This is a genomic window from Aquimarina sp. AU58 (genome assembly GCF_900312745.1).
In the GTDB taxonomy this organism is placed as follows: Bacteria; Bacteroidota; Bacteroidia; order Flavobacteriales; family Flavobacteriaceae; genus Aquimarina; species Aquimarina spinulae.
In genome coordinates this window covers 1,193,172-1,206,865 of the sequence record NZ_OMPD01000014.1, presented here as the reverse complement: position 1 = coordinate 1,206,865, position 13,694 = coordinate 1,193,172, and the positions used below count along the sequence as shown (strand labels likewise).

Here is a 13,694-nt window from a genome sequence, read left to right as displayed (position 1 = left end):
AAAAAATGAAAGAAACGGGAAGATTCTTAAAAGAGTATCGCGGTAGCGAATGTCTTAACTGCGGTGTACCATTAGACGTTATTGATCGATATTGTCATAATTGTGGACAAATTAACACCAATAAAAGATTATCGCTTAAGGATTTTTTTAATGAGTTTTTTGCCAGTATCTTTTCTTATGATTCTCGTTTAAGACACACTATTATTGCATTACTTTTTAAGCCTGGAAAAATCTCTAAAGAATACACCCAAGGCAAAAGAGTAAAATACGCAAATCCATTTCGGTTTTACCTTAGTGTTTCTATTATCTTTTTTATCATTAACGGTTTATTTATTGATTTTGATGGTTTTAGAACAGAAGTTGAAGGTAAAGTCAACGTTGGAAAAGATGCTATTACCGAAATCAAAAAAAGCATCAAAATGGATGATTCGTTAACGCAGAAAATTAATGATCAAATATTAGCAACTAAAGGTATTTCTAAATCTGACAAAGAAAAAATTAGTGAAGGAATTCTAAAAGTTGAGGGGCTTCCTTTACTAAATGACAGCCTAACCAAACCAGAAGAAGCCACCTATTATTCTCAAGAACAGATTGATAGTATTGGTTTTTTCAAAAGAGGCTTTAAACTATGGTCTATGTATGAAGATTACTATGACAAAACAGAAGAGAAATCTACTTATAGAGCTTTATCAGAGTTAAAACATGAGAAAAATCAATACAACAAATACATCTACCATAGAGTCTTAAAAACCAAATCAATAGAAGAGAATTACGGACAAGAATTCTTTGAATTTATATTTAATAAATTACCTTTCATCATATTCTTCTTTCTTCCCTTTTTCGCCTTAAGCATTTGGCTCATATACATTAGAAGACCTTTTAATTATATGGAACATCTTGTATTCATATTTCACACTCAAACCATGTTTTTTATCGTCATAGGTTTTTCAATTTTGATTGCCAAAATCACCAACATTAATGCTCTTTTTGGGATTGCAATGCTTGTTTTCTTATTTTATCTATATAAAGCTATGCGGAAATTTTACAACCAAGGAAGAATCAAAACAATTGTTAAATTTCTGCTTGTGAATGTATTATTTTTTATCTTAGCAGGAATCGGTTCTATATTAACAATAATAGGATCTGTGTTTATATTTTGATATGGTACAGCAAATTACCAGAGGAATAAAAATTTCGGTGGATACAACTTTTGAAGGTACGTTCTATAAGAACTATAAGATTCACTTTGCCTTTGGTTATCGAATTACCATAGAAAATCAAAGTAAAGACTCTGTACAACTTACTTCTCGTTTCTGGGAAATCAAAGATGCTTTAAATAATACTGAGATTGTAGAAGGTGAAGGTGTAATTGGTAAAAAGCCAGTTTTAAAACCTGGCGAGTCCCATACGTATAATAGCGGCTGTTTGCTTAGTTCTCCTTTTGGAGCAATGAAAGGACATTACAATATGGTTAATTTTACATCTACCAGAAAATTTAAGGTCATGATCCCTGGTTTCAAATTAAGTGCGCCTTTTGCACTTAATTAACAATTCTCTTTACCAATTCGAACCTAATCTTCTTTCCGTCTTGCTCTACATGACAGTACTTACAATTAGAATCATATACAAAACTATAGTGTTTTAACATATCAAAACACCCTTCTGCCACAGCAAAGAGTCCCTTAAAATCTTCTTTACCACATTCGGTATATCTCTTAATTTCGAACAGATCTTTTTCTAAAGATTTGTTTAATATAAAATATGCACTACTGCCCGTACCCGAAAGAAAATGAGCATTTTTCAAAACTCCTTTCGGACTCACGGTATGATTATGTTTGGTTTCGGGTATATTTTTATCAAAATAATTAGTGAGGTTTTCTTTAAAAACAGATCCCGGATACACATGCAACCTCCCTTGTTCTACTTGATAAATCGGATTACCAATAGCTGCTTTTTCTACATTCCCCAGAGGGCTAGGTGTAAATAGTTTATTACGTAATAATGGCTTTCTGATTTTAGCATAATCTGTACTTGCCAAAATCGTATCGGTAACAATTCGAGAACAATTGCTTCCTTCTTTTCCAAAAGCTTTATAAGGAATACTTCCTTTCTCCTGAACAGACAACACATAATCTCTTGCCTCCTCATAATAAATATAGTCACATACCGATGCAACTAATCGGCCATCACCATGTGTTTTATCAGGATTTGCTTCTAACCAAAGCAAAAACTCCTCTACGTTACCTAATTTTTTCTCAGGTGTAATAATAGCTTTAAACGGAATAACCAATTCTACATCGGTAACAGCACTTCTTACCCTGCCATACCCTTGCGGAGTAATATATCTTCCAAAATCATAGTATTCGGCCTGGCCTGTTCTATTTTCAATAAGAACAAAAGCAGCGTGCCCGGCTTTAATATAACTATGTTTTCCTAATCCCAGTGCCAAAAGTACTTTGGTCGAAGGTTCATCTGAGTGTTTTACAAATGTATCAGGATAAGCAAGTGAAATTATTTTACCTGTATAATTCAATTTTGCATAAATTTAGATAGTTTTCTTAAGCTGTTATAGCTTCAAAAACAACAGTGCTTACTTCTTTATTTTGCAGATTTTCGTATCGCATAGAAAGTTCTTCTTCATTCTTTACAACTTGAGTAATACTTCTGGTTTTCAAAAATCCCCTATCTATCTGAAGATCAACATCTTTATCTCCTATTCCGGCATTTTTATGAAAATCTAAAAGTGTCATCGGAGTTAGCCCATTCTGGTTTTCATGAGCAGCAAACCACTTTCTACGTGTTGCTTTCATATCTTTAGTATACAAAGTAGAAGACGACCATATATGGGTTTTCTTTTCTAATCTCCTAAGATGTTTTTGTTGTCCATCCCAAACCAGTTCAAAAAGCAAAAGATCAGATTGCCAATTTGCAGCTACAATTGTAAAAGGCTCTATCCCTTTATAATTATATGCATGAATTGCCTTCTCTAAATCATCGGCTCCCAATAAATCTCTCACAACAACTCCTCTACTCTGCCTGTATGACGACGATCTTTCATGGATTTCGAACCCGCCATTAAGCAAGCAAATCATAGTATTTTTATCACTAACACCAATCCAGGTACCACCAGCAACGGCATCTTTAGGAAATAGCATCCTGGTTTTATTTACCTGATAAAATTCAGGAAATAGCGTTTTTCGATTTACGGCCTCATCACGATTAGAGGTTAGTATAAAATTATTTTCTTGAGTTGGGACTAAGGTAACTGTACACATAAGTTTTGGGTCGGCTAAATATCTCACAACTTACAAAAAAAATACTTACTCTATATCTTTAGATACCAAATGAAGAAGTAACTCTTTACAACACCCTATGATTACTCTAAAAAACCTGCAACACAAAAGATCAACACAACCACAAAAACATGAAGAAGAAAATATGAATTCGAGCATTTTACAGATTTTTTTGGTATAAAAGGTTAAAATAGATTTTAGCCTATATAATTTTCTATCTTTGCTATCTTAAATAACAAAATTCATTAGATAAATACATCTTACTAATTTAAATTAACACATTACATCATGGGAAAAGGTTTTTTTCAAGTTCCTACTGCGTTAAATGAGCCAATAAAGTCTTACGCTCCCGGTACACCGGAAAGAGAAGAAGTTCTGGCAACTTATGCAGCAATGTACAACACTACTGTAGACGTACCTTTATATATTAATGGTGAAGAAATAAGAACTGGAGACACTTCTACAATGGTGCCTCCACACGATCATCAGCATATTTTAGGGACCTATCATAAGGCAGAAAAACAACACATTCAAAAAGCAATTGATACTGCACTTGAAGCGCGTAAACAATGGGCTGACTTAGCATGGGAACAACGTGCTGCTGTATTTTTAAGAGCCGCAGAACTTATTGCAGGACCATACCGTGCAAAGATTAATGCAGCTACTATGCTTGCGCAGTCTAAAAATATTTTTCAGGCAGAAATTGATGCTGCATGTGAGTTTATAGATTTCTTACGTTTTAACGTAGAATATATGACTCAGATATATGAAGATCAGCCAGATTCTACATCTGCTGCCTGGAACAGATTAGAATACAGACCATTAGAAGGATTTGTATATGCAATTACTCCTTTTAACTTCACTGCGATTTCAGGAAATCTTCCTGCCAGTGCCGCACTAATGGGAAATACTGTAGTATGGAAACCAAGTGATAGTCAGATCTATTCTGCAAAAGTTATTGTAGATATTTTTAAAGAAGCTGGTGTACCAGATGGTGTGATCAATGTAGTATATGGAGATCCTGTCATGATTACAGATACTGTATTAGCCAGTCCTGATTTTGCAGGAATACATTTTACAGGAAGTACTCACGTATTTAAAGATATCTGGGCAAAAATCGGAACTAATATTCATAATTATAAAACCTACCCAAGAATTGTAGGAGAAACTGGTGGTAAGGATTTTATTATGGCTCACCCTAGTGCAAATGCAAAACAAGTTGCAACAGGTATTTCTCGTGGAGCATTTGAGTTTCAAGGACAAAAATGTAGTGCCGCATCCAGAGCTTATATCCCAAAAAGTTTATGGCCTGATGTAAAGAAACACATCATAGAAGATGTTAATTCTTTTAAAATGGGATCGCCAGAAGACATGAGTAACTTTATTACTGCAGTGATACACGAAGGGTCATTTGACAAACTGGCTAAATATATAGATCAAGCCAAGACCGATGCTGATGTAGAAATTATAGCTGGTGGTAATTATGATAAATCCAAAGGATATTTTATTGAGCCAACTGTAATAGTAGCTAAAGATCCAAAATACACTACAATGTGTACAGAATTATTTGGTCCTGTTATTACAATATATGTTTATGAAGACAATCAATGGGCTGAAACATTAGAGCTGGTTGATGGAACAAGTGAATATGCTCTTACAGGAGCTATCTTTTCTACAGATCGATATGCTGCTGCAGAAGCAACTAAAGCATTAGAAAACTGTGCCGGTAACTTCTATATCAATGACAAATGTACAGGAGCAGTTGTTGGGCAACAACCTTTTGGTGGAGCCAGAGCTTCGGGAACAAATGATAAAGCAGGTTCGTACCTCAACTTATTACGTTGGGTATCACCTCGTATGATCAAGGAAACATTTGTTTCTCCAGCAGATTATAGATACCCATTTTTAGGAGAATAATCTCAATAAATTATAGATACAAAAAAGTGCCAAATGGCACTTTTTTTTGTTTGGGCATACCACTTAAAACCTCTAAATTTACTCAAAATCACACACCAACTTAATATGAAAAAAATAGTAATTTCTGGAGGAGGTATTGCCGGCCTTGCAACTGCAAGAGTACTTCAAAATCAAGGGTATTACATCAAGATAATTGAAAAACAACCTGAGTGGCAAATATCCGGAACCGGATTATATTTACCTTCTAACGGAGTTGTTGCTTTAGACAAAATAGGACTTGCAGCTACTGCAAGAGAGAAAGGATTTATTATAGATTATCGTAATATAAAGAACGCCAAAGCAAAAGCAATACTCGATTTGGATCTCGAAAAAATATGGGGAAGAGAAAAACCATGCCTAGGCATAAAAAGAAAAGTACTTCATGACATTCTTATTGATGGATTAAATACTATTGATATCTCTTTTAACACTACTATTAAGAATTTAAAAGCAAACCCAAATTCTGTAGCAATAGAACTATCAAATGGCTCTAAAGAAGAGTATGACCTGGTTATCGGTGCAGATGGACTATACTCTAAAACCCGAAATCTAGTTTTGGGAGATATCCCATTAAGAAAAGTAACCGCACAAGTATGTCGTTTTATTATTAAAAAGCCAAAAGATATCAATTCCTGGACTTTATTTATAAATTCTGTAGGGCAATTTCTCATCATCCCTGTCGATGAGAATTCGGCATATTGTTACGTAAATAGAAAAACAAAAGGTTTTAAAACATTTGACAAAAAGCAATACATGGAGCCTTTTAAAAAATTTGCCTCTCCGGTTCCCGAAATTCTTAACGACTGGAATCCTGATCATGCCTATTGGAATGATCTGGAAGAGCTTCCTAAACTACCAGTTATGGGTAGTGGCAGGGTTGTTCTTATAGGAGATGCAGCCCACGGGATGCCCCCTTTTATGGCACAAGGTGGCGCTTTAGCTCTTGAGGATGCTATTGTATTATCTGGCTTATTAAAAAATAACGATTGGAGCACTATGGCCTCTACATTTTCAAAAAATAGGAGTAATCGTATAGATTGGACCAGAACACGCAATCAAAAGCGCGAAAAACTTTCAAAATTACCTTATTGGATTGCTAAATTAGGATTAAAAAAAGTAGGAGAAAAAAACTGGACTGAAGATTACAGGCCTCTTGCCGAAACCCCAAATTGGTAGATTTAAAATAATACATGTATCTTTTGCTCAAAACAAAAAAAGTAATTTATTGCAATCTAGTATGATTATAAGAACAGCTATAATAGAAGATCTACCTATTCTTTTGGATTTTGAACAAAAAATTATTGAAGCAGAGCGCCCAATGGATCCTACATTAATACAGGATAAAAAAATAAGCTATTATAGTGTTAAGGATTATATCTTATCTGATCACACAGAGGTTGTTGTTGCCGAGATTGAAGGAGAAATTGTTGGAAGCGGCTATGGCCAAATACGTGACCGAAAAAACTTCTTCAAACAAAAACAATTGGGCTATATCGGTTTTATGTATGTAAAAGACCAACATAGAGGAAAAGGTGTTAGCCAGGAAATCATAAAATACCTATGTGATTGGTTTGCAAGTAAAAATCTAGAAGAAATACGTCTTACGGTTTATGATCAAAACCCAAGAGCTATACGAGCTTATGAAAAAGTTGGTTTTAAAAAACATCTTATTGAGATGCGGGTTAATCTAAAGGAATAAATCAAACCTTCTTTTGTATTTCAATATTTTTTTCATCTTCTCTACCAGTACTAATACCAGACCCCCAAGTACACAATTGACTTAATATAGGTAATAATTCTTTTCCCCATTCTGTTAAAGAATACTCGACTCTGGGCGGGACTTCTGCAAATGATTCGCGCTTCACAACCTCTTTTTGTTCTAATTCTTTAAGTTGTTCTGTTAACACTTTTCTGCTAATTCCTTCTACAAAAACCGCTAATTGCCCAAATCTTAACTTACGCTCTCCTAAAACATAAATAATAATGGGTGCCCATTTATTTCCTATAATATTCGTTGCGTGAATCATTGGACAATGATTTGGATTATGAATTAATTTTCTACTCATAATTCTTAATTTTTAGTTAAACAACCCCATTAGTTACATCGAGGTTACCATTTTTTTAGAATACAAAAATACAAATGTTTCTTTTAGAAACTATTAATAATTACTTTTATAAACTTTTAATATAAAAAACATACAAAATGAAAATTTTTCAACCATATTCTTTAGGTTCAATTACTTTAAAAAACCGTATTGTAATGGCTCCTATGACTCGCAATAGAGCAATCAAAAACATCCCAAATGATATTATGGCATTGTATTATGAACAACGTTCTGATGCTGGCTTAATTATAACCGAAGGAACTTCGCCATCTCCTAATGGGTTAGGGTACGCAAGAATTCCCGGAGCTTTTACCGATACCCAAATTGAAGGATGGAAAAATATTGCCTCAAGAGTACATAGCAAAGACAGTAAAATTTTTGTGCAATTAATGCATTGCGGTAGAGCTTCTGCAACTCCAAACTTACCTGAAGGCGAAAAAGCTATAGCTCCATCAAGCATACAACTAAGCGGAGAAATTCACACCGACTTATCAGGGATTAGTCCTTATGCCATTCCTGAAGCTATGTCTATAGAACAAATACAAAAAACTCAAAACGAATACATACAAGCAGCAACTGATTTAGTATCAGCAGGGATCGACGGAATAGAGCTTCATAGTGCAAATGGTTACTTACTTGATCAATTTTTAAATCCAGCATCTAATGTTCGTAACGACGAGTATGGAGGTTCTTATAAAAACAGAGCTCGTTTCTTATTAGAATTAACACAAAGAACCATTGATGCCATTGGCGCAAATAAAATAGGTATACGAATCTCTCCTTATGGTGTTTTTAACGATATGCAAGATACATATGATGATTTAGTAGAAATGTATAGCTACTTAGCAGCAGAGTTATCAAAACTTAATATAGCATATATTCACATCGTAGATCATCGCGGTATGGGAGCTCCAGATTTCCCTACAGATATTGTTACGACACTTAAGAATATTTTTAAAGGAACAATTATCACAGGAGGAAATATAAATACTGCAGAAGAAGCCCAAGTTGTATTGGATAAAGGAAGTGATCTTGCTTATATAGGAAGACCATACATATCAAATCCAAATCTTATTGAAAAATTAAAAAACAACATTGCTTTAACCCAACCTATCATGGATACTTTCTACACTCCTGGTGAAGTAGGCTATACAGATTATTAATATATAAATAGTCAAAACAATTGTCAAAAAAGGAGTTTTTGATTCGTTTAAAACTCCTTTTTCTTTATACTTTATACTTTAGCGGTAAATACACCACTTTTTTTGTTTCAAAAAATTCCTCTTCAAAATAATCAGAAAGATTGTGTTGTATTGCTTTAGGAAACAAAGCTAGTTCCTCGGTAAGATCACCTCCTTTAAGGTATAAAATCCCGTTTTGTAATTCGTGATTGTTTTTTTTGGCAATATTTTTTCGTACCCACTTTACAAAATCAGGCATATTAGTTACTGCACGGCTTACTATAAAATCAAAACGATGGTCAAAAGTACCTGCTCTTCGCTGCTCTGCTTTAACATTATGTAAATCTAATGCTTTTGCCACTTCATTGACCACTTTGATCTTTTTGGCAATGACATCAACCAAATAAAACTGAGTCTCGGGAAATAAAATCGCTAACGGAATCCCAGGAAAACCTCCTCCTGTTCCCACATCCAGCACATATGTCCCCGGTTTAAACTCTAGAATTTTCGCGATTCCTAAAGAATGTAAAATATGTCGTTCGTATAACAATTCTATGTCTTTACGAGAGATCACATTAATTTTAGCATTCCATTCTGTATATAAATCTCCAAGTTTAGAGAACTGTAATCTTTGTTCTTCAGTTATGTTCTGAAAGTATTTTTGTAGAATATCCATCAAATAGTAATTAAAGCACAAAAATACACCTTAAGATGAGATATTTTACTTCTTTTTAGGAACTTAAAAAAATTTAAATACCTAACTTTACCCAATATAATTATGACAAATATCGTTTGATCATAAACCTCAATGCTCATGACTGCACCAAACATACGTTTTAGCAGAGAAGATTCTGCTAAATTTTTTAAAACATTGAATAAACGTGTAAATCAATATTTTAAGGACAACAATATTAAACGAACAGGAAACTGGCGATTACACATTAAAACCATCGTTATGTTTTCTCTTTTTCTAACTCCTTATTTTTTAATTCTTACCCTTAACATTTCACAATGGTGGATGCTACTACTTACTATAGTAATGGGAGTAGGAATGGCTGGCGTGGGTATGAATGTGATGCATGATGGCAATCACGGTTCATACTCCTCAAAAAAATGGATCAATAAGCTAATGGGAGGCAGTATGTATATCCTGGCAGGTAATGTTTATAACTGGCAGGTACAACATAATGTTTTACACCATACATATACGAATATCCATGGCCATGATGAAGATATGGATGCTGGTCGGGTAATTCGTTTTACAAAACATTCAAAATGGAGACGTTTTCATAAGTTTCAGCATTATTACTCTATATTTCTTTATGGTTTACTAACTTTTAACTGGGCGTTGACCACAGATTTTAAGCAAACTAAAAACTATCTTGCCCGTAAGCTTTCTTACGGTAAATTACCTAGCCCATTAAAACAATGGAGTACTGTAGTAATAACCAAAATTATTTATCTTTTGATCTGGATTGTAATTCCTATGATCATTATGTCTATCGCATGGTGGAAAATCTTAATAGGATTTTTTATAATGCATTATGTTGCAGGATTAATATTAAGTGTAGTATTTCAATTAGCACATATGGTAGAAGAAGCACAAATGCCAGTACCCGATAGTACAGGAACCATGAAAAACACCTGGGCCGTACATCAATTATTTACTACAGTTAATTTTTCTACAAAAAACAGGTTAGTAAATTGGTTTACTGGCGGTTTAAATCATCAGGTAGAACACCACATTTTCCCTCATATAAGCCATATTCATTATACTAAAATCTCTAAAATTGTAAAACAAACAGCTTTAGAGTTTAATTTACCATATAACGAGTACAAAACCACACGCAAAGCTATTATAGCCCATTTTAAACACCTTAAAGAAATGGGGATGAAGCCTGCCATACAATCATAATTTTTATTTACCAGATAAAATGAGCACACAAGTATCAGAAATGAGCATACAATTATCAGACAAAATCAATGCGCTTAAAGCATCAGCTACATTAGCAATGGCTGCAAAAGCACGTGAACTAAGAGCCGAAGGGAAGGATATTATCGGTCTTAGTCTTGGAGAACCAGATTTTAACACTCCGGATTTTATTAAAGAAGCTGCTATACAAGCTGTAAATGACAACTACAATTCATACACACCAGTTGATGGATACGTAGCGCTGAAAGATGCAATTATTACTAAATTTAAACGTGATAATGGTCTTACTTATGATCATTCTCAAATAGTTGTTTCTACTGGAGCAAAACAATCTCTTTATAATGTTGCCCAAGTATACATTAACCCAGGAGATGAAGTGATTCTACCATGTCCTTACTGGGTAAGTTACAGTGATATTATAAAACTTTCTGGAGGAGTTCCTGTAGAAGTAAAAACTTCTATTGATACGGATTTTAAAATAACCGCCGAACAGCTCGAAAAAGCGATTACACCAAAAACCAAAATGCTATGGTATAGTTCTCCTTGTAACCCAAGCGGATCTATTTATAGCAAAGAAGAATTAAGAGCATTGGCAGACGTACTACAGAAATATCCTAATATCATTGTAGTAAGTGATGAAATATATGAGCATATTAATTATGTTGGCGGTCATGCTTCTATGGCTCAATTTGAAGACATGTATAACAGAACAGTAACTGTTAATGGGGTTGCTAAAGCTTTTGCCATGACAGGATGGCGAATAGGATATATTGGAGCACCTGCTTCTATCGCCCGAGCATGTAATAAAATGCAGGGTCAGGTAACTAGTGGAGCGAATTGTATTGCCCAACGTGCTGTAATTACTGCTCTTGAAGCTCCGGTTAGTAAAATCCAGTATATGGTTGATGAGTTTAAAGAGCGAAGAAAACTAATACTAGGCCTGTTATCTGAAATTCCTGGGTTCGAATGTAATGAACCAGAAGGAGCATTTTATGTTTTTCCTGACATTTCATATTACTTTGGTAAAACATTACAAGGACATGCCATCGAAAATGCTACAGATTTTTCAATGTTCTTATTAGAAGAAGCTAACGTTGCCACAGTAACGGGTATTGCTTTTGGAAATAGTAATTGTATTAGAATATCATATGCTGCCAGTACAGAAGAAATCAAAGAAGCGATCAAAAGAATTAAAGAAGCCGTGAGTTAATAATGTAACCGGTTTTAACTTTTTATAAATATGCCAATGCCTATAAAATAAGGTATTGGCATATTTTTTTAGCAAACGTTAAGTAAATTTTAACCTTATTTTACAATTTTTAAAACTGCCTTCTATACTAAATAAACGAAATTAGAGTTATACTTTTGCCATATCCCGAATATTAGTTTTACAAAAAACAAGTATTCAAAAAGAACCAACTTAAAACCAATTGTTATGGATACTCTAGAAAAGGAACGTATCGTCAAAAAAAATGTCCTTGAAATCTTTAAAGAAAACTTTGACGTCACTCACACAGATGATGAAATCTTAAACATCAAACCCGAAAAAGAGTTTAGCGCTAACTACATTAGATTTTACGAATCAATATTAGATATTTTTCTAATTGAAGATGGAGAGCTAAAAAGCATAAAGGGAACTGTAAAAGACACTATCAAAAAAGTTGCTGAGTTATGGGCTATAGTACCAAATTCTTCTGCAACCTGGGAGTGGCAAATGCAATAAACTAAATTACCTATTTCTCCAGAAAAACGGGGTAAGAAGTATCAGCACTGTAAAGAGTTCTAACCTTCCTATTAACATAAGGAAGCAGCACCACCATTTCCCAAAGGCTGGTAGTACATCGAAGTTATTTACCGGACTAAGTTTACCAAAAGCAGGGCCAACATTACCTAGAGAAGAAGCTGCTCCACCAATTGCAGTTTCAAAATCTAATCCTAATGCACCTAAAACCACAGAACCAATAATAAAAGAAAGCATATATAAGATAAAAAATGCCAATATATTAAATACAATTTCCTTAGAGACAGATCTTCTATTATATCTTACTGGTAATATTGCTCTGGGATGCAGTGTTCTTTTAAATTCTAAAATCCCATTTTTAATAGTTATTAAATGTCGCACTACTTTAATACCTCCCGAGGTAGATCCGGCAGAACCGCCCAGGAACATAATCCCGAAGAAAAAAACTGTTAAAAATGATGTCCACATTGTAAAATCTGCACTTACAAAACCTGTAGTAGTAATTACTGCAAGTACTTGAAATAGTGCATGACGAAAAGCACTTTCTGCTTCTCCCCACACCATTGGATGATCAATAGAGGAAATAGACATATCTGCTTTACTATATATTACAAGAGTAGCTATTGCTGTAAATATGATAACAGAAAGGGCATAAAATTTAAATTCTTCATCTCTTATAATTTTTTGAACCTTGCCTTTAAATCCAAAATAGCTAAGTACAAAATTCATTCCTGCCAAAAACATAAACAGTATGATGATATATTGTATTAGCGGTTGATCGTTCCAATAGGCAACACTTGCATTTTTAGTAGAAAACCCTCCTGTAGACAATGTACTTAATGCATGGTTTATTGCATCAAAGAAATTCATCCCTGCCAGTTTTAAAAGAATAGTTTCTGCAACGGTATATCCAAAATAGATCAACCATAATCGTTTTGCAGTATCTGTAATTCTAGGGTGTAATTTATCTGCACTTGGCCCAGGTGCCTCTGCAGCAAATAGTTGCATCCCTCCTATCCCTAACAAAGGTAAAATAGCAATGGCCAATACAATAATTCCCATGCCTCCAATCCAATGCGTTAAACTGCGCCAAAACAAAACTCCTTTAGGGATAATCTCTATTTCATTAAGAATAGACGCACCTGTGGTAGTATATCCCGACATGGTTTCAAAAAAAGCATTAGTAAAAGATGGTATTGCTCCCGAGAATAAGTAAGGTAAGGTTCCGCTAAGAGACATAAATATCCAGCCAAAAGTTACAACAATATACCCTTCTCGTTTATTGATTTCTTTTTGATGTTCTCTCGTTAAAAACATTAAGATAATCCCAATAAACATCGTAGCCAGTGATGCCATCATGATCTCTAAAGTAACTCCATCTTTATAGATAAAACTAATACCAGTGGCGATTAGCATAAACCCGCCGTTACAGAGTAACAACAGCCCCATGATATGTGAGATAATCTTATAGTTTAATCTGTACAT

14 protein-coding genes are annotated in these 13,694 nt (G+C 34.1%); 9 read left to right on the top strand and 5 right to left on the bottom strand.

Annotated elements, in window-relative coordinates:
* The first annotated feature begins 5 nt into the window (after positions 1-5).
* The gene (locus tag DK441_RS16560) at positions 6-1,160 is read left to right on the top strand and encodes a DUF3667 domain-containing protein (protein WP_109851684.1); all 1,155 of its coding nucleotides are present in this window, start codon (positions 6-8) and stop codon (positions 1,158-1,160) included.
* A gap of 1 nt (position 1,161) precedes the next feature.
* On the top strand, positions 1,162-1,548 hold the full coding sequence (gene apaG / locus DK441_RS16555; protein WP_025664977.1) for a Co2+/Mg2+ efflux protein ApaG: 387 nt from the start codon (positions 1,162-1,164) through the stop codon (positions 1,546-1,548).
* Here the strand turns inward: apaG and DK441_RS16550 are convergent.
* Both DK441_RS16550 and DK441_RS16545 read right to left on the bottom strand, forming a co-directional pair.
* Positions 1,541-2,533 (bottom strand): DUF6695 family protein, encoded by a 993-nt coding sequence (locus DK441_RS16550; RefSeq protein WP_109851683.1) that lies wholly within the window; start codon positions 2,531-2,533, stop codon positions 1,541-1,543. The two genes, apaG and DK441_RS16550, sit on opposite strands and share 8 nt — an antisense overlap.
* Before the next feature lie 25 nt (positions 2,534-2,558).
* Positions 2,559-3,275 carry an NRDE family protein gene (locus DK441_RS16545; protein WP_109851682.1) on the bottom strand — a complete coding sequence of 239 codons (717 nt, stop codon included), beginning with the start codon at positions 3,273-3,275 and terminating at the stop codon, positions 2,559-2,561.
* Between the two features lie 306 nt (positions 3,276-3,581).
* Between DK441_RS16545 and pruA the strand changes: the two genes are divergently transcribed.
* From pruA to DK441_RS16530, 3 genes are all read left to right on the top strand, one after another.
* Positions 3,582-5,210, top strand: coding sequence for an L-glutamate gamma-semialdehyde dehydrogenase (gene pruA / locus DK441_RS16540; RefSeq protein ID WP_109851681.1), 1,629 nt, complete (start codon positions 3,582-3,584; stop codon positions 5,208-5,210).
* A gap of 105 nt (positions 5,211-5,315) precedes the next feature.
* Positions 5,316-6,425 carry an FAD-dependent monooxygenase gene (locus DK441_RS16535; protein ID WP_160112133.1) on the top strand — a complete coding sequence of 370 codons (1,110 nt, stop codon included), beginning with the start codon at positions 5,316-5,318 and terminating at the stop codon, positions 6,423-6,425.
* Between the two features lie 61 nt (positions 6,426-6,486).
* Positions 6,487-6,948, top strand: a complete 462-nt coding sequence (locus tag DK441_RS16530; RefSeq protein WP_109853546.1) for a GNAT family N-acetyltransferase — start codon at positions 6,487-6,489, stop codon at positions 6,946-6,948.
* Between the two features lies 1 nt (position 6,949).
* On the opposite strand, the gene DK441_RS16525 is transcribed toward DK441_RS16530, so the two are convergent.
* A complete protein-coding gene (locus DK441_RS16525; RefSeq protein WP_109851679.1) occupies positions 6,950-7,315 on the bottom strand; it encodes a helix-turn-helix domain-containing protein in 366 nt (121 codons plus the stop codon).
* 137 nt (positions 7,316-7,452) lie between these two features.
* Between DK441_RS16525 and DK441_RS16520 the strand changes: the two genes are divergently transcribed.
* Complete coding sequence (locus tag DK441_RS16520) at positions 7,453-8,517, top strand: alkene reductase (protein WP_109851678.1); 1,065 nt, start codon at positions 7,453-7,455, stop codon at positions 8,515-8,517.
* 64 nt (positions 8,518-8,581) lie between these two features.
* On the opposite strand, the gene rsmG is transcribed toward DK441_RS16520, so the two are convergent.
* Positions 8,582-9,211, bottom strand: coding sequence for a 16S rRNA (guanine(527)-N(7))-methyltransferase RsmG (gene rsmG, locus DK441_RS16515; RefSeq protein WP_109851677.1), 630 nt, complete (start codon positions 9,209-9,211; stop codon positions 8,582-8,584).
* Between the two features lie 138 nt (positions 9,212-9,349).
* Here rsmG and DK441_RS16510 point away from each other — a divergent pair, with 138 nt between their 5' ends.
* From DK441_RS16510 to DK441_RS16500, 3 genes are all read left to right on the top strand, one after another.
* A complete protein-coding gene (locus DK441_RS16510; RefSeq protein WP_074408403.1) occupies positions 9,350-10,450 on the top strand; it encodes an acyl-CoA desaturase in 1,101 nt (366 codons plus the stop codon).
* A 40-nt stretch (positions 10,451-10,490) separates the two neighbouring features.
* Entirely contained in the window at positions 10,491-11,678 is a 1,188-nt protein-coding gene (locus DK441_RS16505) for a pyridoxal phosphate-dependent aminotransferase (protein WP_109853545.1), read from the top strand.
* Positions 11,679-11,903: 225 nt separating this feature from the next.
* On the top strand, positions 11,904-12,191 hold the full coding sequence (locus tag DK441_RS16500; RefSeq protein WP_109851676.1) for a hypothetical protein: 288 nt from the start codon (positions 11,904-11,906) through the stop codon (positions 12,189-12,191).
* A gap of 6 nt (positions 12,192-12,197) precedes the next feature.
* Here the strand turns inward: DK441_RS16500 and DK441_RS16495 are convergent, their stop codons facing one another.
* Positions 12,198-13,694, bottom strand: coding sequence for a TrkH family potassium uptake protein (locus DK441_RS16495; protein WP_109851675.1), 1,497 nt, complete (start codon positions 13,692-13,694; stop codon positions 12,198-12,200).

What these genes read in the sequence shown, in the direction of transcription:
- DK441_RS16560 (WP_109851684.1), top strand. Translation starts at nt 6, where the DNA reads ATGAAAGAAACGGGAAGATTCTTAAAAGAGTATCGCGGTAGCGAATGT.
- apaG (WP_025664977.1), top strand. Translation starts at nt 1,162, where the DNA reads ATGGTACAGCAAATTACCAGAGGAATAAAAATTTCGGTGGATACAACT.
- DK441_RS16545 (WP_109851682.1), bottom strand. Translation starts at nt 3,275, where the DNA reads ATGTGTACAGTTACCTTAGTCCCAACTCAAGAAAATAATTTTATACTA.
- pruA (WP_109851681.1), top strand. Translation starts at nt 3,582, where the DNA reads ATGGGAAAAGGTTTTTTTCAAGTTCCTACTGCGTTAAATGAGCCAATA.
- DK441_RS16535 (WP_160112133.1), top strand. Translation starts at nt 5,316, where the DNA reads ATGAAAAAAATAGTAATTTCTGGAGGAGGTATTGCCGGCCTTGCAACT.
- DK441_RS16530 (WP_109853546.1), top strand. Translation starts at nt 6,487, where the DNA reads ATGATTATAAGAACAGCTATAATAGAAGATCTACCTATTCTTTTGGAT.
- DK441_RS16525 (WP_109851679.1), bottom strand. Translation starts at nt 7,315, where the DNA reads ATGAGTAGAAAATTAATTCATAATCCAAATCATTGTCCAATGATTCAC.
- DK441_RS16520 (WP_109851678.1), top strand. Translation starts at nt 7,453, where the DNA reads ATGAAAATTTTTCAACCATATTCTTTAGGTTCAATTACTTTAAAAAAC.
- rsmG (WP_109851677.1), bottom strand. Translation starts at nt 9,211, where the DNA reads ATGGATATTCTACAAAAATACTTTCAGAACATAACTGAAGAACAAAGA.
- DK441_RS16510 (WP_074408403.1), top strand. Translation starts at nt 9,350, where the DNA reads ATGACTGCACCAAACATACGTTTTAGCAGAGAAGATTCTGCTAAATTT.
- DK441_RS16505 (WP_109853545.1), top strand. Translation starts at nt 10,491, where the DNA reads ATGAGCATACAATTATCAGACAAAATCAATGCGCTTAAAGCATCAGCT.
- DK441_RS16500 (WP_109851676.1), top strand. Translation starts at nt 11,904, where the DNA reads ATGGATACTCTAGAAAAGGAACGTATCGTCAAAAAAAATGTCCTTGAA.
- DK441_RS16495 (WP_109851675.1), bottom strand. Translation starts at nt 13,694, where the DNA reads ATGTACAGATTAAACTATAAGATTATCTCACATATCATGGGGCTGTTG.